The organism is Devosia sp. Root436 (assembly GCF_001426345.1).
Classification (GTDB): domain Bacteria; phylum Pseudomonadota; class Alphaproteobacteria; order Rhizobiales; family Devosiaceae; genus Devosia.
On the sequence record NZ_LMEM01000009.1, the window covers coordinates 567,189 to 589,941 of the forward strand.

Consider the following 22,753-nt stretch of genomic DNA (forward strand, 5'->3'; position numbering starts at 1 on the left):
GGCCGCGGGGCCGGTCTCATGGGCGGTCAAAGTTCCGGGGATATTGACCGCTTTTCCTTTGTATCTTGTTAAGACTTGCGGCGCTGTTTGGCGCCGCGGCTCACTCGATTGTGTTCCCGCAGCAGACGTTGAACGGGTAGCACCGTTCTGTGTCCGAAGCGCGACCGACATTGGTCGTACTTTTGCGCGACGCCCTCGTGGTTCGAGGCGCTGAAGAAGCGCACCTCACCATGAGGGCTACTGAGACACCGCACCCGGAGTAGCCCTCATGGTGAGGTGCGAGCTCTTCGCGAGCCTCGAACCACGAGGGCGTGGCACTGCATTCTAGCCCTTCAGCACTTCCGCCAGCGTTGCGCCGATACGGGCCGGCGAGGCCGAGACCCGAATCCCGGCCGCTTCCATGGCCGCGATCTTTTCCTCGGCGCCGCCCTTACCGCCCGAAATTACGGCGCCAGCATGGCCCATGGTGCGGCCCGGAGGCGCGGTGCGGCCGGCGATGAAACCGGCCATGGGCTTCTTGCGGCCGCGCCTGGCTTCGTCGATCAGGAACTGGGCCGCATCTTCCTCGGCCGAGCCGCCGATTTCGCCGATCATGATAATCGACTTGGTGGCTTCGTCGGCGAGGAACATTTCGAGCATGTCGATGAACTCGGTGCCCTTGACCGGGTCGCCGCCGATACCGACGGCGGTGGTCTGGCCGAGGCCCTCATTGGTGGTCTGGAACACTGCTTCATAGGTAAGCGTGCCCGAGCGCGAAACAATGCCCACCGAGCCCTTGGAGAAGATGGAGCCCGGCATGATGCCGATCTTGCATTCTTCCGGCGTCAGCACGCCTGGGCAGTTGGGCCCGATCAGCCGCGACTTCGACTTGTCCAGCTTGGCCTTGACCCGCACCATGTCGAGCACCGGCACACCCTCGGTGATGCAGACGATGAGCGGAATTTCCGCATCGATGGCTTCCTCGATGGCCGCAGCGGCGCCGGCTGGCGGCACATAGATCACGCTGGCATTGGCGCCGGTGCGCTCCTTGCCTTCGGCGACGGAGGTGAAGATCGGAAGCTCCGTGCCATCCACACCGGAAGACCAGGTCTCGCCACCCTTCTTGGGATGGGTGCCGCCCACCATCTTGGTGCCGTAATAGGCCAGCGCCTGCTCGGTATGGAACGTGCCGGTCTTGCCGGTAAGGCCCTGTACCAGAACGCGGGTGTCTTTGTTGACGAGGATCGACATCTATTTCTCTTTCGTCTCTGGGCGCTCGGCGCCATTCCGCCTGCCGGGGCAAGGCGCCGTTGATTACTCGGCCGTGTCGGCCTTGGGCGTGATGATGGATAGCTGGATGAGGAAGGTGTTGTCGGCCACGTGGGTCAGCAGCATCCTGTTCTTGTCGGTCTTGCCGGTGAGGCTGGCAAAGGTGCCGGCGCCGTTCTGGATGGCCTGACCCTCGTAGCGATCGAGGTTCTGGATCGACTGCACCGCGACTTCGGCGTCGCCGGTGACCTCGTTCACATCGACCCGGCAATAGCCGAATGTGCGATTGGGATAGTCCTCGACCAGCGCGAACATACTGGCATAGCCGATGCCCGGCAGGTCCTTGCCGCCCGAATAGGAGTGGACAAAGGGGCTTTCCGAGTCATCCTCAGAGGCGTCCCAGCCCTTTTCGATCGCCGCTTCCACCGCCAGCACGTCGCCGGTGGCAAAGGTTTCGCACATTTCGAGCGCCGCTACGCTTTGCGGCACGGCGCCCGGCTTGGTCTTGCCCTGCGCGGCAACGGGCGTCGCGCAGAGGGCAAGAACGGCGATGGCGGCAAGACCGGCGCGCATCGCGCTAGCCCTGCACCGCCTTGACGATCTTCTGGGCGGCATCGTCCAGGTCATCGGCGGAAATGACGTTGAGGCCGGACTGGTCGAGGATGGCCTTGCCTTCCTTGACATTGGTGCCTTCGAGACGCACCACCAGCGGCACTTGCAGGCCCACTTCCTTGACCGCGGCGATCACGCCTTCGGCAATGACGTCGCAGCGCATGATGCCGCCGAAGATGTTGACCAGGATGCCCTTCACCGCCGGATCGGCCGTGATGATCTTGAAGGCCGCCGTGACCTTCTCCTTGGAGGCGCCGCCGCCCACGTCGAGGAAGTTGGCCGGCTCGGCGCCATAGAGCTTGATGATGTCCATGGTGGACATGGCCAGACCCGCGCCATTGACCATGCAGCCGATATTGCCGTCGAGCGCCACATAGGCGAGGTCGAACTTGGACGCCTCGATTTCCTTGGCATCTTCCTCGGAGAGGTCGCGCAGGCCCTTGAGGTCCTCGTGGCGGAAGGCGGCATTGTTGTCGAAGCTGACCTTGGCGTCGAGCACGCGCAGATGGCCATCGGTCATCACGATCAGCGGGTTCACTTCCAACAGGCTCATGTCGGTTTCGGTGAACGCCTTGTAGAGGATGGGGAACAGCTTGCCGGCATCGGCCCTGGCGTCGCCCTCGAGCTTGAGCGCGGCCACGATCTCGGCCACGTCCTTGTCGGTCACGCCCGCCATCGGATCGATATCGACCGCGATGATCTTTTCGGGCGTATCATGCGCCACGGCCTCGATATCCATGCCGCCTTCGGTGGAGACGACGAAGGAGACGCGGCCGGTGGTGCGATCGACCAGCAGCGAGCAATAGAGCTCGCGGGCGATATCGGCACCGTCCTCGATATAGAGCCGGTTGACCTGCTTGCCGGCCTCGCCGGTCTGCTTGGTCACCAGCGTATTGCCCAGCATCTCCTTCGCGTTCGCCACCACGTCGGCAACCGACTTGGCCAGGCGCACGCCGCCCTTGGCCTCGGGCCCCAATTCCTTGAACTTGCCCTTGCCACGCCCGCCGGCATGGATCTGGCTCTTGACCACATAGAGCGGACCCGGCAGCGACTTGGCGGCCGCTTCGGCTTCATCGGCCGAGAAGATGGCGACGCCGGCAGCGACGGGCGCGCCATAGCCTTTCAGCAGCTCTTTGGCCTGGTGTTCATGGATGTTCATGTCTGGTCCCTTTGGGGTATTCGTAGCGATCACGGGGCCCGAACCCCCACCGCGTCATTCCCGCGAAAGCGGGAATCTCACTTCGGCGTCCCACAAAGGGAGATCCCCGCTTTCGCGGGGATGACGCCTTGTTCCACTACGCCAGCTTCGGCGCGATCTTCTTGCAGGCCTCGATCAGCCCCTCGACCGCCCCGACCGACTTGTCGAAAGCCTTCTGCTCGGCCGAGTTCAGCGAAATCTCGATGACCTTCTCGGCGCCACCGGCCCCGATGACGACAGGCACGCCGACATAGGTGCCCTTCACGCCATACTGGCCGTCGAGATAGGCCGCGGCAGGCATGACGCGCTTCTTGTCCTTGAGATAGCTTTCGGCCATGGCGATGGCGGAGGTGGCCGGCGCATAGAAGGCCGAGCCGGTCTTGAGCAGGCCGACGATCTCGGCGCCGCCGTCGCGGGTGCGCTGGATGATGGCATCGAGCTTTTCCTTGCTCATCCAGCCCATCTTGACGATGTCGGTCAGCGGAATGCCGGCCACGGTCGAATAGCGGGGCAGCGGCACCATGGTATCGCCATGGCCGCCCAGCACGAAGGCATTGATGTCTTCGACCGACACCTTGAGCTCATCGGCGATGAAGTGGACGAAGCGCGAGGAGTCCAGCACGCCGGCCATGCCGATGACCTGGTTGGTCGGCAGGCCCGAGAACTTCTGCAGCGCCCAGACCATGGCGTCGAGCGGGTTGGTGATGCAGATGACGAAGGCCTTAGGGGCGTATTTGGCAATGCCCGCGCCCACCTGCTCCATCACCTTGAGGTTGATTTCCAGCAGGTCGTCGCGGCTCATGCCCGGCTTGCGCGGCACGCCGGCGGTGACGATCACTACGTCCGAGCCCTTGAGGTCTTCATACTTGGAGGTGCCGGTGATCTTGGCGTCATAGCCTTCCACCGGAGCCGACTGGGAAATGTCGAGCGCCTTGCCCTGGGGCACGCCATCGACGATATCGAACAATACGATGTCGCCGAGGTCCTTGAGAGCCGCCAGATGGGCGAGCGTGCCGCCGATCTGACCCGAGCCGATAAGAGCGATCTTCTTGCGCGCCATTAGTCCTCATCCCAGACTGCGTTGAATTGGCGCACGTCTTAACCCTGTCGCTCGGGAGGGGCAAGTGAACCCTTCGTATAAACGGGACTTTCGCCCTTGCTGATGGGCGAAGGGGTGATGCCGGATGGGCAACTCTTTCCTTCTCCCCTTGAGGGGGAAGGTGCCCGAAGGGCGGATGAGGGGTGCTGCGCTATCAACGCACATTGAAGCACGGGATGGCGCAGCACCCCTCACCCGGTTCTCCGCTGAACGCGGAAGAACCACCCTCTCCCTCAAGGGGCGAGGGTGAGCGCTTCCCGCAGCCCTCGCCCCAGATAGTCCTCCGACTGCATCTCATCGAGCCGCGACACCGTGCGCTGGAACTCGAATGCCGTCTTGTCGTCCCTGCCCAATTGCTCCAGCGGCACGGCAAAGCTCGCCCCCAGCTTCACCCCGCGGTCATAGAGATTGTCGATCAGGAGAATGAAGCGCTTGGCCGCGTCCGACATGGTCCGATCCATCTGCGGCACGCCGTCGATGACGATCGAATCGAACTGATGGGCGATACGCACGAAATCGCGCGAGCCCAGCGGCTTCTGGCAGAGATCGGCAAAGCCGAACCGCGCCGCGCCCATCGCGACCAGCGGCACCGGGATTTCCCGCCCGATACTCTCGACCACGCCGGGATGGCCCGGCTCGCCGCCGGTGATGCGCAGCCACAGCCGGTCCATCTCGGCCCGCGCCTCGGGCCCGGTGCCGAAGGCATAGACATGCTGGCCGGCAAATTTCATCCGCCGGTAGTCGCGCGCTGCCGGCAGCGCCTCGACCGTCACATGGCTTTTGAGCAGGTCGATGAAGGGCAGGAAGAGCTGGCGATTGAGACCATCCTTGTAGAGCCCGTCGGGCGCCACATTGGATGTCGCCACCAGCGTCACGCCATGGGCGAACAGCTTGTCGAACAGCCGGTAGAGCAGCATGGCATTGGTGATGTCATGCACGTGGAATTCGTCGAGGCAGAGCAGCCGCAGGCCGGACTTGACGATGGGTTTCACCACCGCCTCGACCGGATCGGCATCGCGGCCCTTCTTGCTCTTGCGAAAGGCGGCCATGCCGGCGTGGATTTCATCCATGAATTCGTGGAAATGCACGCGCCGCTTCGCCTTGATCGGCACGGCGGCAAAGAACAGGTCCATCAGCATGGTCTTGCCCCGGCCCACCTCGCCATGGAGATAGAGCCCGCGCACCGCCTCGCGGGAGTCGAAGAGCTTGCCAAGGAGACCCTTGGGCCGCTCGACCGACACGCCGGCCAGGACAGCATCGAGCAACCCGGCTGCTTCACGCTGCGCCGGATCGGCAATCAGCACGCCGCGATCCGCCAGGTCCTGGTAGGCTGAGGTGACGGGGGCGGTTTTCTTGGAAGGGCGGACGCGCGATGGGCTCAAGTGACGCGGATTCTTTCAGTAGCGCCTGGAATAAAGCCGGCCATTTCAGGCCGGCCTCACCGAAACTACCTGGACATCGAAATCGCCTGGCCGCCGCCCATAGTGCCGATATAGCGGCCGCCGGACGGGGCGAGGAAAGCGGCGATGTTGCCGTTTTCATCATAGAGCTGGAGCTGGCTGCCCACCTGCTGCCAGCCGGTGACCGAGGCGATCTGCGGCACGGTGCAGCCCGGCGCCGAGGCGCGGTAATAGCTGGTGCCGGTCTTGGCGGTCATCGGCAGGTTGATGCGGCAGGTCGCGGCGCCGGCAGCGACATTCCATACGCCCTCTGGACCGGCGCTCATGCCGCCCGCCACCGGCTGGGCCAGCGGATCGAGCGAAACGATGGAGGGCAGAGTGCCCGGCGCGGTCGAGGCCGTCTGGTTGGCAGGAACGCCACCCAGCACCGGCTGACCCGAAAGCCCCGGAGCGGGCGTGCCCGTCGCGCCGATGGCAGGCAGAGTGCCCTGCTGCACGGTGGAATTCTGCACCGGCTGCAACTGTGCCGGCGCGCCGATCGTGTTGAGGTTGGCCGTATTGGACCCGGTGGACTGGCATGCCGCCAGTACAACGGCGATTGCCGCCACGCCTACCGCGGACAACGATCCGCGCATCCAAACCGTCATGGGTTCGCTCCTGCCCTAGGGCTTAATAAAGGTTAACAGCATGGCTGGCTTATAACCAAACCCCGCGCTGCGTTCAACCGCCCGGTCCGCAATCGACCTACCGCATACCAATGTGGCCGTTTTAGGTGTCCGTCCCGGTCATTTCCTTCAACAGGTCACGGGCCAGAACGGTTGCATCGCCCGCTTCCGCCTCGGGCACCTGCACCGGCACACCCTCCGGCCCGAACAGATTGGGCACCCCAGGCAGCCCGCCATCGCCCTGCTCCAGCGGATTGAACCCATAGGCCCGCAACGCCACCACCAGCGCCCGCGCCTGCGACGGATTTTTGACATGGGCGATGATCTGGTAAGTCATGGGCTTCTCCGCGATTGGGCCCGATGGTGAACATGCCTTGCCACTTGGGCAAGCAAAAAGGCCGAACGGCATAGCCACGCCCTCGTGGTTCGAGGCGCTGAAGAAGCGCACCTCACCATGAGGGCTACTGTTAGCGCTGAGTTCAAAGTAGCCCTCATGGTGAGGTGCGAGCCCTTGCGAGCCTCGAACCACGAGGGCGTGGCACAGTCCCCAGCCCCCACTCTTGCCAAGCCGTCGTCAAAGTGTTGCACTCCCTCCGAACCCTTTCACATCATGGTGATTTGCCGGTTCGGACAGCCCCGCGCTTAGCTCCACGCAAACTCGCCTGCCCGGAGACCCGATGGGCGCCTATATAATCCGCCGCCTGCTGCTGATGATCCCGACAGTTTTCGGCATCATGGCGATCTCGTTTCTCATCACCCAATTCGCGCCGGGCGGCCCGGTGGAGCAGGCTCTCGCCAATCTCTCCGGCCAGAACAGCTCCATTGCCGAGCGCATTACCGGCAGCGAAGCCGGCGATTTCGCCGCTCAGCCCAGTCAGAAGGGCAATTCGGCCTATCGCGGCAGCCAGGGCCTGTCGCCCGAGCTGGTGGCGCGCATCGAAAAGCAGTTCGGCTTCGACAAGCCGCCGCTGGAACGCTTCGGGCTGATGCTGGGGAACTACCTGCGCTTCGATTTCGGGGAGAGCTATTACCGCGATATTTCGGTGATCGACCTCATCGTCGAAAAGATGCCGGTCTCCATTTCGCTGGGCCTGTGGATGACGCTGATCGCCTATGGCATCTCCATTCCGCTCGGCATCCGCAAGGCCATATCCGACGGGTCGCGCTTCGACGTCTGGACCTCGACGGTGGTCATTATCGGCTATGCCATTCCCGGCTTCCTCATCGCCATCATGCTGATCATCCTGTTTGCCGGGGGCAGCTTCTGGTCGTTCTTCCCATTGCGCGGGCTGACCTCGCCCGGCTTTGACAGCTTCCCGTGGTGGCGGCAGGTCATCGATTATTTCTGGCATCTGGTGCTGCCCATCATCGCCATGGGGCTGGGCGCCTTCGCCACCACCACCCTGCTCACCAAGAACTCGTTCATCGACGAGATCGGCAAGCAATATGTCACCACGGCGCGCGCCAAGGGCCTGACGGAAAACCAGGTGCTCTACCGTCACGTCTTCCGCAACGCCATGATGCTTGTCATCGCCAGCTTTCCCGGCGCCTTTGTCGGCGCCTTCTTCGGTGGATCGCTCCTGATCGAGACCATCTTCTCGCTCGACGGGCTGGGCCTGCTCGGCTTCCAGTCGGTGGCCAATCGCGATTATCCGGTGGTCTTTGCCACGCTCTATATCTTCAGCCTGCTCGGCCTCGTCATCGCGCTGGTTTCGGACCTGGCCTATATGTGGGTCGATCCGCGGCTCGACTTCGAAAGCCGCGAAGTATGAGCGAGATGGCGGCAGAGGCCGCAGCGCTCGAAGCCCCGCGCAATCGCCTGCTCTCCCCACTCAACCGGCGGCGGCTCCACAATTTCCGCGCCAACCGCAGGGGTTACTGGTCGCTGTGGATTTTCCTCGCGCTGTTCCTGGCCGCGCTCGGCTCCGAATTCATCGCCAACGACCGGCCGATCATCGCCGTCTACAAGGGCGAATTGCTGTTCCCAGCCTTTGTCGATTATCCCGAATCCAAGTTCGGCGGTTTCCTCGCCATCACCAATTACCGCGACGACTTCATCGCCTCCGAAATATCAGCCAATGGCTGGACCATCTGGCCGCCCATCCGCTTCAACTACCAGACGGTGGATGGCTTCCTGCCCTATTCGGGCGCCGTCGCCCCGAGCTGGACCATGACCGCGGCGGAAAACTGCGCGCGCTATCCCCAGCAGCAGGCCGACCCCGACTGCCACTGGGGCAATTACCACTGGCTGGGCACCGACGATCGCGGCCGCGACGTCATGGCCCGCCTGTTCTACGGCTTCCGCATCTCGGTGCTGTTCGGGCTGACGCTGACCGTCTTCTCCTCGATCATCGGCGTCCTTGCCGGCGCCGTGCAGGGCTATTTCGGCGGCTGGGTGGACCTCATCTTCCAGCGCTTCATCGAGATCTGGACCTCGGTCCCCGCGCTCTACCTGCTGCTGATCATCTCCTCCGTCATCGCGCCCAATTTCTGGGTGCTGCTGGGCATCTTGCTGCTGTTTTCCTGGGTGTCGCTGGTCGGCATCGTGCGCGCCGAATTCCTGCGTGGCCGCAATTTCGAATATATCGCCGCCGCCCGCGCGCTGGGCGTTTCCAACCTCACCATCATGTTCCGGCACCTGCTGCCCAACGCCATGGTGGCCACCCTCACCTTCATGCCCTTCATTCTCTCGGGCTCGGTGGTGACGCTGACCTCGCTCGACCTGCTCGGCTTCGGCCTGCCCCCCGGCTCGCCCTCGCTCGGCGAATTGCTGGCCCAGGGCAAGAACAACCTGCAGGCCCCCTGGCTCGGCCTCACCGGCTTTTTCACCATCGCCATCATGATGACCCTGCTGGTCTTCGTCGGCGAAGCCGTGCGCGACGCCTTCGATCCACGGAAGTCGATGGGATGAAATGTGGTATGATGGACGGGAAGGAGCCGTGAGATGAACAAGATCGTGCGGGAGCACTACCCGGTCGAGAACCTGCCGGAGGATTTGCGGGTACACTTCCCTGCCGCTACGTCAGTGACGGTCGAAGTCACGGAAGACGATACCCATCCTCCGCTCAGCCGGGCCGAGGCGGTGGAAATAATGCGGGCAATGCAGCGTCATACCGCCAAGCGGGGGGAAAGCGTAACGACCGAAGAGGCTGTGCGGCGCATACGCGAGTTGCGCGACGAGTGGGACGACTAGTGCGGTTCGGACGGATCTACCTCGACAGCAATATTCTCATCCGTGCATTCGAGGCCAGCCCCGATGACGACACTGCACGAGACATCATCGATATGCTCGGCCAGGAATTCGCCAAAACCGACAAGGCTTTCGTCACAAGCCAGATTACCCTGGCCGAAGTGTTAGTCCATCCAATTCGAAAGGGTGATACCTTTCTTCAGCATCAGTATGGCTCCCTGCTGTCAACGCCGAGCCCCTGGATCGATATTCGGCCCATCGATGCTCCAATCCTGCATTTGGCCGCGCGATTGCGCGCGAGCACCAGGCTCAAGCTGCCTGACGCGATCCACGCCGCGACAGCCCTGCAAACCAAATGCAGCCACCTTCTGACCCTTGATAGCGATTTCGACGTGAATTTGGTTGGCGCTTGGCCGAGTTGGCCCCAGCAAATCCATCCTGCAAAGGACGTTTTGGCCGCGATCATCGCCTGGCTCCGCGCATGACCACGCCCCTGCTCTCCATCCGCGACCTCACCATCGCCTTCGGCGCCCATGAGGCGACACGGCGCATCGCCTTTGACATTGCTCCCGGCGAGACCGTGGCCCTGGTGGGCGAAAGCGGCTCGGGCAAGTCGGTCACCGCCTTGTCGGTGCTGAAACTGCTGCCGCCGGCGGCGCGGGTTTCCGGGCAAATCCTGTTCAAGGGGCAGGACCTCGTCACGGCCCCGCCATCCGAACTGCGCGCCGTGCGCGGCAACGACATTTCGATGATTTTCCAGGAGCCGATGAGCTCGCTCAACCCGGTCCACACCGTGGAGCGCCAGATCGGGGAAGTCCTCGCCATCCATCGCGGGTTGCGCGCCGCCGCCGCCCGCAAGCGGGTGCTCGAACTGCTCGACGCCGTCGGCATTGCCGATCCGCAGAGCCGCCTCGGCGCCTATCCGCACCAGCTCTCGGGTGGCCAGCGCCAGCGCGTCATGATCGCCATGGCCCTGGCCAACGAGCCGGACCTGCTGATCGCCGACGAACCGACCACCGCGCTCGACGTGACCGTGCAGGCGCAAATCCTTACGCTGCTCAAGGATTTGCAGCAGCGTCTCGGGATGGCCATGCTGTTCATCACCCATGACCTGGGCATCGTCAAAGCCATCGCCGACCGCGTCTGCATCATGACCTCAGGCGAAATCGTCGAGACCGGGCCGGTCGCGCCCATCTTCGCCAGTCCGCAGCACACCTATACGCGCCACCTGCTCGCCGCCGAGCCGCGCGGCAAGCCGCCCGAGACCGACCCCACGGCCCCCCATATCGTCGAGGTCGCCGGCCTCAAGGTCTGGTTCCCCATCAAGCGCGGCGTATTCCGCCGCACCGTCGGCCACATCAAGGCCGTCGACGGCGTCACCCTCGCCATCCGCCGCGGCGAAACGCTCGGCGTCGTCGGCGAAAGCGGCTCGGGCAAGTCGACGCTCGGCTATGCCTTGCTGCGCCTACTGCCCTCGCAAGGGCGCATCGTCGTGCTCGGCAACGCCATCCAGTCGCGCTCGTGGAAGGCCATGCGGCCCTTGCGCAAGGACATGCAGATCGTCTTCCAGGACCCGTTCGGCTCGCTGAGCCCGCGGCTATCGGTCGATGAAATCATCGGCGAGGGCCTTGCCGTCCACGCCCCCCAGATCGGCGCCAGGGAGCGCGACGCCCGCGTGGTCAAGGCACTGGAGGAGGTCGGCCTGCCGCCCGATGCCCGCCTGCGCTATCCGCATGAATTTTCCGGCGGCCAGCGCCAGCGCATCGCCATCGCCCGCGCCATGGTGCTGGAGCCCAAATTCGTCGTGCTCGACGAGCCCACCTCGGCGCTCGACGTGTCGATCCAGGCGCAGGTCATCGACCTGTTGCGCGATATCCAGCAGCGGCGCGGCCTCACCTACATGTTCATTTCGCACGACCTCAAGGTGGTGCGCGCGCTGGCCAACCAGCTCATCGTCATGCGCGACGGTCATGTCGTTGAACAGGGCCAGGCCACCGACATCTTCGCCGCACCGCAATCGGACTATACCAGGGCGCTGCTGGCTGCGGCTTTTGATGTCCCGTCGATGCCCGCTGGACGTGGGCTCCCTCTCCCCTCAGGGGAGAGGTGACTTAGGCGCATGCCAATGCTTCCGAACCAAGGCGAAAACCTCTAGTCTCACTCCACCGACCAATTCCCGGAGCCGTCCGATGAAACTCGCGCCCCTCCTCGCCGTCCTGCTGCTCGGCCTCGTGGCCCCGGCTCTGGCGCAGACCCCGACCGATGTGTGGTCCAATTCCTTCACGCTGGAAGGCGAGCCCAAATACGGCCCCGACTACACCCATTTCGACTATGTCAATGTCGATGCGCCCAAGGGCGGCGTGGTGCGCCAGGGCGCGCTGGGGGGCTTTGACACCTTCAACCCTATCCTGCCCAAGGGCGAGACGGCCGGCGGCATCGGCCTGCTCTACGAGACGCTGATGACGCCCTCGATGGACGAGCAGAACACCTATTACGGCCTGCTCGCCGAAGCGCTCAAGATCGCGCCCGACTATGGCTCGGTCACCTTCCGCATCGACCCCGATGCCCATTGGAACGATGGCGAGCCCGTCACCGCCGAGGACGTGGTCTGGAGCTTCAACAAGCTGATCGAGGTCAATCCCGACCGCCAGCAATATTACGTCAATATCGAAAAGGCCGAGGTCACCGCGCCGGGCGAAGTGACCTTCACCTTCAACCAGACCGACAACCGCGAACTCCCCCTCATTCTCGGCCAGCTCATGGTGCTGCCCCAGCATTGGTGGGAAGGCACCGACGCCAAGGGCCAGCAGCGCAATATCGGCGAATCGACGCTCGAGCCGCCTTTGGGGTCCGGCCCTTATGAGCTGGCCAGCTTCGATGCCGGCCGTTCCATCACCTATAAGCGCGTAGCGAACTACTGGGGCGCGAACCATCCGACGCAGGTCGGCCATAACAATTTCGACGAGTATCGGCTCGAATATTTCCTCGACCTGACGGTGGAATTCGAGGCCTTCAAGGGCGACCAGTTCGACTGGTGGTGGGAAAACCAGGCCCGCCGCTGGGCCACGGCCTACGACTTCCCGGCGGTCACCGAAGGCCGCGTCATCAAGGAACTCTTCCCCCAGGATTATGCCGGCTCCGGCATCGGGCTGGGCTTCATCCCCAACCTGCGCCGCGAAAAATTCCAGGACGCCCGCGTCCGCGAAGCGCTCAACTATGCCTTCGACTTCGAGGAGCTGAGCAACACCGTCTTCTTCAACCAGTATGACCGCATCGACAGCTACTTCTTCGGCCTGCCGTTCAAATCGTCCGGCCTGCCCGAAGGCGAGGAACTGGAAATCCTCAATTCGGTCAAGGATATGGTGCCGCCCTCCGTCTTCACCGAGCCCTATGCCAACCCGGTGAGCGGCGACCCGGCCAAGCTGCGCGAAAACCTGCGCACGGCGCTCGGCCTGTTCAACGAGGCCGGCTATACGCTCGACGGCAACAGGCTGGTCGATGCCAACGGGCAGCAGTTCAGCTTCGAAATCCTACTCAACGGCCCCACCATCGAGCCGGTGGCGACCAACCTCGTCACCAACCTGGCCCAGATCGGCGTCGCCGCCACCATCCGCACCGTCGACAGCCCGCAATTCATCAACCGCGCCCGCTCCTTCGACTATGACATGATCTATGCCGGCTGGGCGCAATCCTTCTCGCCGGGCAACGAGCAGCGCTTCTTCTTCGGCTCCTCCACCGCCAACGAGGAGGGCAGCCAGAACTATGCCGGCATCGCCAATCCGGCCGTGGATGCCCTGATCGACAAGCTGGTGGTCGCCGACGACCGCGACACCCAGATCGCCATTACCAAGGCGCTCGACCGGGTGTTGCTGCACAACTACTACATGGTCCCCAGCTACACCCTGCGCAATTCCCGCATCGCCCGCTGGGACCGCTTCAGCCACCCGGAAAACCTGCCGGACTTTTCGAGCGGGTTTCCCACCATCTGGTGGTGGGACGCGGAAAAGGCGGCGAGAACGGGAGGGGCGGGGTCGTAGGGGCGGACCTCGGTGGTTCGAGGTTCGCGAAGAACCTGCACCTCACCGTAAGGGCTATTGTTGGCGCTGAGTTCAAAGTAGCCCTCATGGTGAGGCGGGAGCGCAGCGACCCTCGAACCACGAGGGCGTGGCACGGAGATCGGCCATGGAAGCCTGCGTCTACATCCTGCTTTGCTCGGACGATTCCTATTATGTCGGCCTGACGCGCAAGGAACCCGAAGAGCGGTTGTGGGAACACAACAGCAAGGTCGTACCTGGCTACACCGCTTCACGAACTCCGGTGGAACTGGTCTACGTCGAACGATACGAGCGCATCGTCGAGGCGATCGCTCGGGAACTGCAGGTGAAAAAGTGGACACGCAGGAAGAAAGAAGCGCTGATCCGCGGCGACGTTGAAAGCCTGCCCGACTTGGCTAGCCGCCCTAAACACAAATAGTGCCATGCCCTCGTGGTTCGAGGCGCTGAAGAAGCGCACCTCACCATGAGGGCTGTTGATATACCGAGCTAACAGTAGCCCTCATGGTGAGGTGCGAGCGCCTTCGCGAGCCTCGGACCACGAGGGCGTGGTACGATCTAGTAATCCCGTTCATAAAACACACCCAGGCTGGAATTCCCGTCCTGCCCGGCGGCGCCCGTGACCTTGAGGTCGCTGGTGACATCGAGGTTGATCGTCACCTTGCTCTGCCCGTTGGCCCCCGCCTGGACGCCCAGATAGACATTGTCCTGGATATAGGTCCCGGCCTGCACCGCGACATTGCCGCTGTCGTCGGTGACGATATCGAGATCGGCGAGGCCCGCCGCGCCGCGCAGGCTGTCGACCAGGCCATTGCCGCCGCCGCCCACCAGTTCCGCCGCCGCGCCGGCCAGCTTGGCCAGCTGCAGCGGGGAGAGTTCGCCCATCGAGCGGTTGAAGATCAGCCGGCTCAACACTTCGTCCTGCGGCAAGGCGGGGCTGGAGGAAAAGCTCACATCGATATCCGAGGCCCGGCCCGAAACGGTGACGAAGACGGTGATGCCCTCGCCCTCGGTGCGGGCGACCAGATTAAGGAACGGGTCGAGATCGCCCACCAGGGTTACGGTGCCGCTTTCGAAGGTCACGCGCTGGCCCAGGATGGCCAAGCGCCCGCGATTGAGCGCGAAGCCGCCCACCGGCTGGATATTGCTGATCGGCCCGGTGAGCCGCACCGAGCCGCCCACTTCCGCATCGAGCCCGCGGCCGCGAATGAAGATCTGGTTGGGCGCGCTGACATTGACGTCGAGCAGCATGCCGGCCGGCCGCGCCTGCGGGATCGGCGCGCCGCTGCGGTCGTCGATCTTGGCCCGCTGCAGCGTCTGCTCCACCGCAGGCGGCGTACGCACATGATCCACGTCGATCAACTGCGCCCCGCCGCCGAAATTCTCCGGAATGGTGATATTGGCCTCTTGCACGAACACGTCGCCGGCCAATAGCGGCGAGCCGGTGAGGTTGCCCGTCAGCGCCAGATTGCCCGAGAGGGTGGCGACGAACAGATTGCCATCGGCATAGCGCGCCGAATTGAGCGCGACGCGCACATTGGCCGGGAAACCGCCGCTGAGCCCCACCGAACCCGAGGCCGAAACCGAGCCGCCGGTGGCCAGATTGGCCGACAGGCTGTCGATCACCAGATTGGTGCCACTGAGGCTGGCCGAGCCGTTGATGCCCTGCAGCCGCAGGTTGAGTTCCGGGTCGATATAGCCGGCATTGCTGGTCGATACCCGGCCACCGAATTGCGGGCTGGAGAGACTGCCGCTTAACCGCGCGTCCAGCGTCACCACGCCGCTCAATTGCCCGCCGCGATCGGCTACGAAGCGATTGCCCAGCACCAAAGGCGCCGAGCCGGTCAGCGTTAGGTTGAGTCCATTGCCTTCCAGCGGCACGGTGCCCGAACCGCGCAGGGTCAGCCCGCCCGAGCCATTGGCCGTCAGCGAAGCCAGCGTCACCACGCCATCGCGGAAGCTGCCATTGGCCGTCACGCCCAGCGGCGCGATGCCGAAATCGCGGATTGCTGCGGCATTGATGCCCTCGGCGCGGGCCTCGAAACTCACCTGCGGATCGCTGCCGGTGCCGGAAATGCTGGCGCGGCCATTGACCGTGCCGGCCAGCCCCAGGTCGGGCGCAATGGCATTGGCGATGGAGAGCGGCAGCGCATCGATATCGAGCGTGATGCCCAGCACCTCGCCGGCCGAACCGGTGGCGGTGATCGAGCCCGAGCCCACGTCGAACCGCACCGCGTCGAGCGCCACGCTGGAGCCTGCCACCTGGATGACGGTCGGCTGCGCCAGCCGGGCCGAGAGCTGTCCCTGCTGCAATTGCGCGCGATCCACTGCCAGGCGATAGCCGCCATCCACCGGCGTCAGCGCACCGGCTATGTCGATATCGGTGCCGGTGGCCAGGGCCGCCTGTGCGTCGAACGATGTCGTCTCGCCGGTCTGGCTGGCCCGCGCCGTCAGCGTCCTGATATCGACGCCCGCCGCCGACACATTGCTGGCATTGGCCGCGCCATCCACGGAGGGCACGCCGAACAGGTCGCCGATCTTGGCGCTGATATCGGCCGCGCCGACCCTGATATCGTTGACCGCAAGCGCCCGCACATCGCCGCGAATGGTCGCGCCCTGCTGGTCTTCCACCGGCGCCAGCGTCACCTCGGCATTGACCGACCCGGTAGCCTTCAGCAGCGCCAGAGCCGCGGGCACCGACACGTCGGGCGACACCACCGTCAGCCCGCCATCGATCAGCCCCGTCTCGACGGCGCGCGTCAGCCCGCCGGTGATCCGCGTGCCCGCCGCCTGGAAGTCGAGCTCGGCCAGCCTTTGCGCCTCAGGCGTAACGCTGACATCGGCGGCCAGCGTCGTGCGATAGCCGTCGAGCGCCGCCGTGCCGGAAACCGTGCCGTCGAGCCGGTCGGTATCATAGCGCCCGTCAAAAAGCAGCGCGGCATCGCCCAAGGCCCGCCCGGCCAGTTCGCCACTGGCGACCGTGGCATCGAGATTGAGGCCGATGACGCTGTCCTGCCCCCTGGCCGTGCCCACCACCTTGAGCGCGCCGCTGGCCTGGTCGGACAACAGACCGAGATCGCTCAAATCGAGGTTGAAGGCGAAATCGGCCAGCGCATTGGAATAGGTGCCGTCGGCCAGCATCTGCACCTGGTCATTGGCAATGCGGAAATTCTCCGCCGTCAGCCCAGCCTCGGTGCGCGCAAGCCGCCCGGCAAGCTGCACGCTTCCAGCAAGCAAACCGTCGGCAAGCTCGTCGTCAATCGCAAGATTGCTTCCTGTTCCATCCAGCGTCAGGTCGAACCCGCCGCTGAGCGGCAGAAGCGCGCCATTGGCCTTGAGCGACAGCGCGCCGGTCAGCTCGCGCCCGGCCAATCCGGAGAATGGCGCGATGCTGGACGTCTCCAGCCCGATATCGCCATGGAAATCCAGCCCATCGAGCTGCCCGCTCAACGCCGCCGTAAGCGCTTGTCCCGCCACGCGAAACTCGGCCAGTTGCACCGGCTCGCCCGCATTCCACAGGCCCGCAATGCCGAGGCCGATGCCATCGCCCAAAGCCGCCTCGATCTCCGGCGAGCCGGATATGCCCGACAATCTGCCATCGCCATTGAAGGTCACCCGCCGTGTCGTTGGGTCGGAAAGGTTGGCGGCCACGCCACCCACGGCCAGGTCAAGATTTTCCGCTGCAAATCCGGTGGTTTGGAACCCGGTCATGGCAAGCGTCGCCGTCCAGTCCTCGCTGCCCGCGCCGCCAAAATCCACCGCCAGCTGCGCCGACCCGACGCGCGTAGCGCCGCCCGGCACCGGCAGGATCACCTGACCTCCCGCCGGGTCGGCGATGACGGCCTTGAGATCGAGCCTTTTGAGGAAATTATCCGGCGTCGTCTCGGCCGCCGCTTCCAGCGACAATTGCCCGCCGGTGAGCCGCAATCCGGTGATGGAAATGCCGCCCGCGGGGTGGATCAGCGCATTGGCCATCAGCGCCGTCTCGGCCCCGAAGAAGGGGCGATAGGGCTCGGCGATCAGCGTCGCCAGCGGCCCATGCAGATCGGCGGCCACGGCAATGCCGCCAGCCTGCTGGTTGACGTCGGCCACGCCCGAAAGCGCCGTCTGGCCATTGGCCTCAAGGCTCAAATCCGCCCGCAAATCGGTCACCTTCCCGCTGCCATTGACGGTCAGGGTAACCGCCGGGCGGTTTTCGATATTGAGCAGGTTGGCGATGACGCCGTTTTCCGGCTCCACCAGCGCCAGGCCGAGGTCGATGCTGTCATCCCCATTGCGGAAGGCCACGTCGAGATCGAGCGTGCCGCCCGGTCCGTCCAGGCGGACGATATCGAGATTGGCGTCGAGATTGCCGCCATCCAGCGTCATCGCGCCGGCCAGCGAGATTTCCGAGCCCAGCCCGAACACATTGGCCCCGAAGCTCACCTTGGGCACACTGAGCTGTTCGAGGATGACGGCCACCGGCAGTTCCGGCACCTGGAAGCTGCCGGCCTCGGGCGACGGCAGGTCCACCGCGCCCTCCACGGGCACGGCATTGCGGATATAGTCGATGGAATCGGCGGCCAGCGAGCGCACTTCCAGCCGCCCGGTAAACAAGGCCGCCTGGTTCCAGTTGAGCCGCGCATTGTTGACGCGCAGCCACACCCCTTCGGCGTCGGAAATGGTGATCTCGCGGATGGCGACGTCGGAGCCCAGCGCGCCCTCGATATTGGAGAGCCTGATCTGCCGTTCCGGCGTCGAGAGGCGATCCTGTACGAAGCTGGTCAGCCAGTCCTTCTGCTCCTCATTGTCCATCGTCAGCACATCCTGCGCCACGAGGACGGCAGGCACCCCCAGGCCAAACCCGAGCAGCACGAGGATGAGGGCGATGAACCGCCGCGGCAGGGACGCGAGCCGGGCCATCAGAAGGCCTGCCCTATGCCGACATAGAGCGCGTAATCGGGATCGCCCGGTTTCTTGTTGAGCGGAATGGCGAAATCGGCGCGCAACGGGCCGAGCCCGGTATAGTAGCGCAGGCCCACGCCGGCGCCGACGCGCAGGTCGCTCAGCGCCGGGAACACATCGGCCGCCACATAGCCGCCATCCACGAACCCGACGACGCCGATATCCTGGGTCACCTTGGCCCGTGCCTCGAGCGAGCCTTCGAGCAGGTAGCGGCCCCCGGTAATGGTGCCGGTGCCGTCATCGACGCCGATGGACTTGTAGGCATAGCCGCGCACCGAACCACCGCCGCCGGCAAAGAACAGCTTGTCGGGCGGAATTTCCGCCAGGCTCGGCCCCAGCAAAAGCCCAGCCTTGAGCCGTCCGGCCAGCACGAACGGGTCGTCCTCGCCAAAGCCGAAATAGGTCCGCCCCTCGACGGTCAGCCTGGCCCCGAGATTGTTGTAGTTCATCTCGTAGAACGGTTCGAGATTGACCTGGCCGAACCAGCCCTCGGTCGGATCGACGCTGTCGTCGCGGAAATCCAGCGTCGCCCCGGCATAGAGCCCGATGGTCTTGAAGTCGCGCGTGCCGAACACGTCGTCGAAGCGGTTGAGCTCGAACTGTGCCCCACCCTCCAGCGTGACCTGGTCGGAGAGGATATGGCTCAGCCCGACCCGCCCGCTCGCTGAAGTCTCGGTGAAGGTCGGGTAGATGGTCCGCTCGGCCGAAACGGCGGCGACGAGATCGGTATCCGGCGTGAAAATGCCCGGTTTGGTGAAGGTGCCGCCGAAGAAATAGTCGAACTGCGCCGTGTCGATCGGATAGCCGATGCTGGCCACCCGCGCATCGAGCCGCAGCCGCTCGGCCTGCCCGAACAGGTTCCGCCACAGGTGGAACGCCTCCAGCCCCAGCCCGTCGACGGTGGAATAGTTGGCACCCACGCCAAAGCGCCGCCCCGGCAGTTCCTGGACGATCGGGTTATAAGGCAGCAGCCCATCGGCGCCGACATTTTCCGCCGCCTCCAGCCGCGCCGCCCGGAACACTTCGAGCCGGTCGAGCCGCTTCTGCGCCAGCGCCAGCTCGTCCGGGTCATAGTCCTCGCCCTCGGTCAGCCCGGTCTGCCGGCGCAGGAATTCGGGATCGAGCGTCTCCGCACCCTGCACCGTCACCGCGCCGAAACGCGCCCTGGGCCCCGGATTGACCGTGATGGTCACGTCGACCGTGGTCGTCGCATGGTCGGCCACCACGTCGCGGCTGACGACCGCCGCCTTGGCATAGCCCTGCTGCCGCCAGGCCTCCAGCGCCAGTTGCTCGGCTCGCAGGATTACCGAGGATTTGGCGATCTCGCCCACGCCGAACCCGGCATGCACCGGCGGCTCGACATAGTCATGGGGGTCGGCTGTCGGCGGCGCCTGGTTGACGATATTGACGCTGTTGAAATGGAACAGCGGGCCCGGATCGACCACCACGGCCACATCCACCGGGTGGGGCAGGTTGACGTCGGGCGCCAGCTTGGCCGCCTCGACGCCGCCGACGCGGATGCTCGCCACCCCGCCGTAATAGCCCTCATTGTAGAGCGCCGCGACGATGCGGCGATAATCGCCCCGCGCCTTGGCCAGCAGTCCCGCCGCGCCGGAGGCCGGCTCATTCTGGTCCGCCACCAGGGCCGAGGCATTGCGCACCGCGCTTTCGACCGCGCCGGTAGCATTGACGACGATGGTGACGAGATAGGGCTGCGGATCGGCGATGACCGCCTCCGCATCCTGCTCGCTCGGGTCCTCGAACAGCTTGAGCCCGAAGATTTCGAACGCAGAAACAGGCGCCACCGCCACGCAGGCAGCAACGCACAAGGCGCCAAAACTCGTTACCAGACGCGCGATATGCAGTGACCCGTTCCCGCCCGTTACGCTTCAACCTCTTTTGGGATTGGCGAGATTGAGATCAGGGTGAGTCGAGAATGACGGTTTTCGAGAACCGGACCGGAGCGTACATTGTACGTGAGGACCGGAAGCGGAGAAAATCGTTATTCGCAGGCCACCCTCATCTCAATATCGCCAATCCCAAGGCAGAAGCAGAAGTTTGCCCTCTGGAGCAAAAGATTCCGTTAAGCCTGTTCGCCCCAACCGCGCCGACGCTGCACGCCTGCCCAAGAGGCGGTCATTTCATGGCGAGTTTAGGGCTGGGCCGCGACGGGAACAACCTTGGGGGCAAATTTATCGAGAATTGACAGGCAGAACGTGGCCGACAGGGCACAGGCCTGCCCCCTCTCCCCTTGAGGGAGAGGGTGGTTTTTCGCGTTCAGCGAAAAACCGGGTGAGGGGTTCTGCGCTTTCCCATGCTTCACGGCCTGCGGAGCAAACCCCTCATCCGCCCTTCGGGCACCTTCTCCCTCAAGGGGAGAAGGGGAGAAAGAGCCTACTCCCGCGCCAGCGCCTCCACCGGGTCCATCCTTGCCGCCGAGCGGGCCGGCATGAAGCCGAAGACCACGCCGATCAGGCTCGCCGAACCGATCGCCAGCATGATCGACTCCACCGAATAGCTCACCCGCGCGCCGCTCACCAAAGTCGTGAGCAGACTCCCCAGCCCGAAGCTCAGCGCCACCCCGGCCGCGCCGCCGACAAAGCAGACCAGCACCGCCTCGATGAGGAATTGCCGCAATATATCGCCACGCCGCGCCCCCACCGCCATGCGGATGCCGATCTCCTTGGTGCGCTCGGACACACTGACCAGCATGATGTTCATCACCCCGATGCCGCCCACCACCAGCGAAATGACCGCGATGGTGGAAATCAGCAGCGTCAATGTCGCCGCGGTGGATTCGATCGTGTCGCGGATGGTCGCGGTGTTCTGCAGGAAGAAGTCGGTCTTGCCGTCATGCAGCCGCGTCAGCAGCTCGGTGATTTCGGCCTCGGCCTCCGCCATGTCGGCATCGTCGCTCACCCGCACGGCGATGGAGCCGAGATAGGGCTGGCCCAATATGCGGTCCATCGCCGTCGTATAAGGCACATAGACATTGGCGCTGTTGCCGCCCGGCCCGAAGCCGGTGACGTTTTCCACCACCCCGATCACCCGCACCGGCACCTTGCCCAGCATGATGACCTGGCCGACCGGGTCCTCGCCATTAACGAAGAAGGCGTCACGCGCATTGCCGTCGATGACGGCTTCCTGCGTGCGCTGGGTGATGCTGGTCTCGTTGAAGCCGACGCCTTCGGCAAAGGTGCGGCCATTGACCTGGAAATACTCCTGGCCCACCCCGGTTATCGAGGCATTGGACGAGGTATTGCGGAACAGCACCGTGGCGTTGGAGGTGACCTGCGGCGATACGCTGTCGGCATAGGGCTGCAGCGCCAGCGCCGCGGCGTCGGACGGCACCAGCGTCTGGATGCGGTTGCTCCGCCGGTCGCCGAACCCGGTGCCGGGATAGACGTTGATCGTATTGGTGCCGATCGAGGCGATATTTGCCAGCACCGTTTCCTGGCTCCCCTGCCCCAGCGCCACCACACTCACCACCGAGGCGATGCCGATGATGATGCCGAGCATGGTGAGGAAGGTGCGCAGCTTGTGCGCCACCATGGCGCGCAACGCCATGCGCAAAGCTTCGAGCCCGCTGTCGAACCCCTCGCGCCAGCGCGCGATACGGCGGATGGTTTCCTTGACCTTGTCGACCCGCGTATCCTCGGCCGTGCGCCGATCGGCGATGATGACGCCGTCCGATATTTCGATCACCCGTTCGGTCTGCGCCGCGATCAGCGGGTCATGCGTCACGATGATGATGGTGTGGCCATCGCGATGCAGCTCGGCCAGCAGCGCCATCAGCTCCTTGCCGCTCTTGCTGTCGAGCGCTCCGGTGGGCTCGTCGGCGAGAATGACCTCGCCGCCATTCATCAGCGCCCGCGCCACGCTGACACGCTGCTGCTGGCCGCCCGACAGGGCATTGGGCCGGTGGCTCAACCGCTCGCCGAGGCCCAGCCGGGTCAGCAGGTCGATGGCCCGTTTGCGGCGCGTACCACCCGCCACGCCGGCATAGATGGCCGGCATTTCCACATTCTCGACCGCATCGAGATCGGGCAGCAGTTGATAGCGCTGGAAGATGAAGCCGAAATGCTCGCGCCGCAGTTCCGCCAGCGCATCGGGCGCCAGCTTGCCGACCTCGCGCCCGGCGAATTTGTAGCTGCCCGATGTTGCCCGGTCCAGGCACCCGAGAATATTCATCAGCGTCGACTTGCCCGAGCCGGACTGGCCGATAATGGCGACCAGCTCGCCCCTGAAGATATCGAGATCGACCTGGTCGAGCACGGTCACCGCCTCGGCGCCGGTCTGGAACCGCCGCGTCAGCCCGCGCAGGGAGATGATGGGGTCGCTCATG

Annotated in this window: 18 protein-coding genes; 8 read left to right on the forward strand and 10 right to left on the reverse strand. The window is 64.5% G+C overall.

The features are described from left to right. Nucleotides 1-324: 324 nt before the first annotated feature. The 7 genes from sucD to ASD04_RS07760 form a co-directional block, all read right to left on the reverse strand. Nucleotides 325-1,230 (reverse strand): succinate--CoA ligase subunit alpha, encoded by a 906-nt coding sequence (gene sucD / locus ASD04_RS07730; protein WP_056254957.1) that lies wholly within the window; start codon nt 1,228-1,230, stop codon nt 325-327. A 63-nt stretch (nt 1,231-1,293) separates the two neighbouring features. After that, nucleotides 1,294-1,821 carry a hypothetical protein gene (locus tag ASD04_RS07735; RefSeq protein ID WP_056254961.1) on the reverse strand — a complete coding sequence of 176 codons (528 nt, stop codon included), beginning with the start codon at nt 1,819-1,821 and terminating at the stop codon, nt 1,294-1,296. Nucleotides 1,822-1,825: 4 nt separating this feature from the next. Further along, nucleotides 1,826-3,019, reverse strand: coding sequence for an ADP-forming succinate--CoA ligase subunit beta (sucC, locus tag ASD04_RS07740; RefSeq protein WP_056254964.1), 1,194 nt, complete (start codon nt 3,017-3,019; stop codon nt 1,826-1,828). Between the two features lie 136 nt (nt 3,020-3,155). Next, on the reverse strand, nt 3,156-4,118 hold the full coding sequence (gene mdh / locus ASD04_RS07745; RefSeq protein ID WP_056254967.1) for a malate dehydrogenase: 963 nt from the start codon (nt 4,116-4,118) through the stop codon (nt 3,156-3,158). Nucleotides 4,119-4,390: 272 nt separating this feature from the next. After that, nucleotides 4,391-5,539, reverse strand: coding sequence for a cell division protein ZapE (gene zapE / locus ASD04_RS07750; RefSeq protein WP_082531066.1), 1,149 nt, complete (start codon nt 5,537-5,539; stop codon nt 4,391-4,393). A gap of 65 nt (nt 5,540-5,604) precedes the next feature. Further along, complete coding sequence (locus tag ASD04_RS07755; RefSeq protein WP_056254970.1) at nt 5,605-6,204, reverse strand: AprI/Inh family metalloprotease inhibitor; 600 nt, start codon at nt 6,202-6,204, stop codon at nt 5,605-5,607. Between the two features lie 121 nt (nt 6,205-6,325). Continuing rightward, nucleotides 6,326-6,559: a hypothetical protein gene (locus ASD04_RS07760; RefSeq protein WP_056254972.1), complete on the reverse strand. Its 234-nt coding sequence runs from the start codon at nt 6,557-6,559 to the stop codon at nt 6,326-6,328. A gap of 340 nt (nt 6,560-6,899) precedes the next feature. Here ASD04_RS07760 and ASD04_RS07765 point away from each other — a divergent pair, with 340 nt between their 5' ends. From ASD04_RS07765 to ASD04_RS07795, 7 genes are all read left to right on the forward strand, one after another. Then, nucleotides 6,900-7,994: a microcin C ABC transporter permease YejB gene (locus ASD04_RS07765; protein WP_056254975.1), complete on the forward strand. Its 1,095-nt coding sequence runs from the start codon at nt 6,900-6,902 to the stop codon at nt 7,992-7,994. Then, nucleotides 7,991-9,133 (forward strand): ABC transporter permease, encoded by a 1,143-nt coding sequence (locus ASD04_RS07770; RefSeq protein ID WP_056254978.1) that lies wholly within the window; start codon nt 7,991-7,993, stop codon nt 9,131-9,133. The genes ASD04_RS07765 and ASD04_RS07770 overlap by 4 nt, the downstream gene beginning before the upstream one ends. Before the next feature lie 33 nt (nt 9,134-9,166). After that, nucleotides 9,167-9,415, forward strand: coding sequence for a hypothetical protein (locus ASD04_RS07775; protein WP_056254981.1), 249 nt, complete (start codon nt 9,167-9,169; stop codon nt 9,413-9,415). After that, the gene (locus ASD04_RS07780) at nt 9,415-9,897 is read left to right on the forward strand and encodes a PIN domain-containing protein (protein ID WP_056254984.1); all 483 of its coding nucleotides are present in this window, start codon (nt 9,415-9,417) and stop codon (nt 9,895-9,897) included. The genes ASD04_RS07775 and ASD04_RS07780 overlap by 1 nt, the downstream gene beginning before the upstream one ends. After that, entirely contained in the window at nt 9,894-11,522 is a 1,629-nt protein-coding gene (locus ASD04_RS07785; RefSeq protein WP_056254988.1) for an ABC transporter ATP-binding protein, read from the forward strand. The genes ASD04_RS07780 and ASD04_RS07785 overlap by 4 nt, the downstream gene beginning before the upstream one ends. A 79-nt stretch (nt 11,523-11,601) precedes the next feature. Beyond that, entirely contained in the window at nt 11,602-13,449 is a 1,848-nt protein-coding gene (locus ASD04_RS07790; protein ID WP_056254992.1) for an extracellular solute-binding protein, read from the forward strand. A gap of 145 nt (nt 13,450-13,594) precedes the next feature. Next, nucleotides 13,595-13,885 (forward strand): GIY-YIG nuclease family protein, encoded by a 291-nt coding sequence (locus ASD04_RS07795; protein WP_056254995.1) that lies wholly within the window; start codon nt 13,595-13,597, stop codon nt 13,883-13,885. Nucleotides 13,886-14,022: 137 nt separating this feature from the next. On the opposite strand, the gene ASD04_RS07800 is transcribed toward ASD04_RS07795, so the two are convergent. Both ASD04_RS07800 and ASD04_RS07805 read right to left on the reverse strand, forming a co-directional pair. Next, nucleotides 14,023-18,366: a translocation/assembly module TamB domain-containing protein gene (locus ASD04_RS07800; protein WP_056254998.1), complete on the reverse strand. Its 4,344-nt coding sequence runs from the start codon at nt 18,364-18,366 to the stop codon at nt 14,023-14,025. Beyond that, nucleotides 18,366-20,237: an autotransporter assembly complex family protein gene (locus ASD04_RS07805; protein ID WP_244488271.1), complete on the reverse strand. Its 1,872-nt coding sequence runs from the start codon at nt 20,235-20,237 to the stop codon at nt 18,366-18,368. Before ASD04_RS07805 ends, ASD04_RS07800 begins: the two co-directional genes overlap by 1 nt. A gap of 107 nt (nt 20,238-20,344) precedes the next feature. Here ASD04_RS07805 and ASD04_RS19370 point away from each other — a divergent pair, with 107 nt between their 5' ends. Further along, nucleotides 20,345-20,614, forward strand: a complete 270-nt coding sequence (locus tag ASD04_RS19370) for a hypothetical protein (RefSeq protein ID WP_156461155.1) — start codon at nt 20,345-20,347, stop codon at nt 20,612-20,614. A gap of 188 nt (nt 20,615-20,802) precedes the next feature. Here the strand turns inward: ASD04_RS19370 and ASD04_RS07810 are convergent, their stop codons facing one another. Continuing rightward, nucleotides 20,803-22,752, reverse strand: coding sequence for a MacB family efflux pump subunit (locus ASD04_RS07810; RefSeq protein ID WP_056255004.1), 1,950 nt, complete (start codon nt 22,750-22,752; stop codon nt 20,803-20,805). Between the last annotated feature and the right edge of the window lies 1 nt (nt 22,753).

Coding starts and splice junctions, on each gene's coding strand:
- ASD04_RS19370 (WP_156461155.1), top strand. CDS start 20,345: ATGACGGTTTTCGAGAACCGGACCGGAGCGTACATTGTACGTGAGGAC.
- ASD04_RS07735 (WP_056254961.1), bottom strand. CDS start 1,821: ATGCGCGCCGGTCTTGCCGCCATCGCCGTTCTTGCCCTCTGCGCGACG.
- mdh (WP_056254967.1), bottom strand. CDS start 4,118: ATGGCGCGCAAGAAGATCGCTCTTATCGGCTCGGGTCAGATCGGCGGC.
- ASD04_RS07760 (WP_056254972.1), bottom strand. CDS start 6,559: ATGACTTACCAGATCATCGCCCATGTCAAAAATCCGTCGCAGGCGCGG.
- ASD04_RS07785 (WP_056254988.1), top strand. CDS start 9,894: ATGACCACGCCCCTGCTCTCCATCCGCGACCTCACCATCGCCTTCGGC.
- ASD04_RS07755 (WP_056254970.1), bottom strand. CDS start 6,204: ATGACGGTTTGGATGCGCGGATCGTTGTCCGCGGTAGGCGTGGCGGCA.
- ASD04_RS07775 (WP_056254981.1), top strand. CDS start 9,167: ATGAACAAGATCGTGCGGGAGCACTACCCGGTCGAGAACCTGCCGGAG.
- sucD (WP_056254957.1), bottom strand. CDS start 1,230: ATGTCGATCCTCGTCAACAAAGACACCCGCGTTCTGGTACAGGGCCTT.
- sucC (WP_056254964.1), bottom strand. CDS start 3,019: ATGAACATCCATGAACACCAGGCCAAAGAGCTGCTGAAAGGCTATGGC.
- ASD04_RS07795 (WP_056254995.1), top strand. CDS start 13,595: ATGGAAGCCTGCGTCTACATCCTGCTTTGCTCGGACGATTCCTATTAT.
- ASD04_RS07765 (WP_056254975.1), top strand. CDS start 6,900: ATGGGCGCCTATATAATCCGCCGCCTGCTGCTGATGATCCCGACAGTT.
- ASD04_RS07790 (WP_056254992.1), top strand. CDS start 11,602: ATGAAACTCGCGCCCCTCCTCGCCGTCCTGCTGCTCGGCCTCGTGGCC.
- ASD04_RS07770 (WP_056254978.1), top strand. CDS start 7,991: ATGAGCGAGATGGCGGCAGAGGCCGCAGCGCTCGAAGCCCCGCGCAAT.
- ASD04_RS07810 (WP_056255004.1), bottom strand. CDS start 22,752: ATGAGCGACCCCATCATCTCCCTGCGCGGGCTGACGCGGCGGTTCCAG.
- ASD04_RS07800 (WP_056254998.1), bottom strand. CDS start 18,366: ATGGCCCGGCTCGCGTCCCTGCCGCGGCGGTTCATCGCCCTCATCCTC.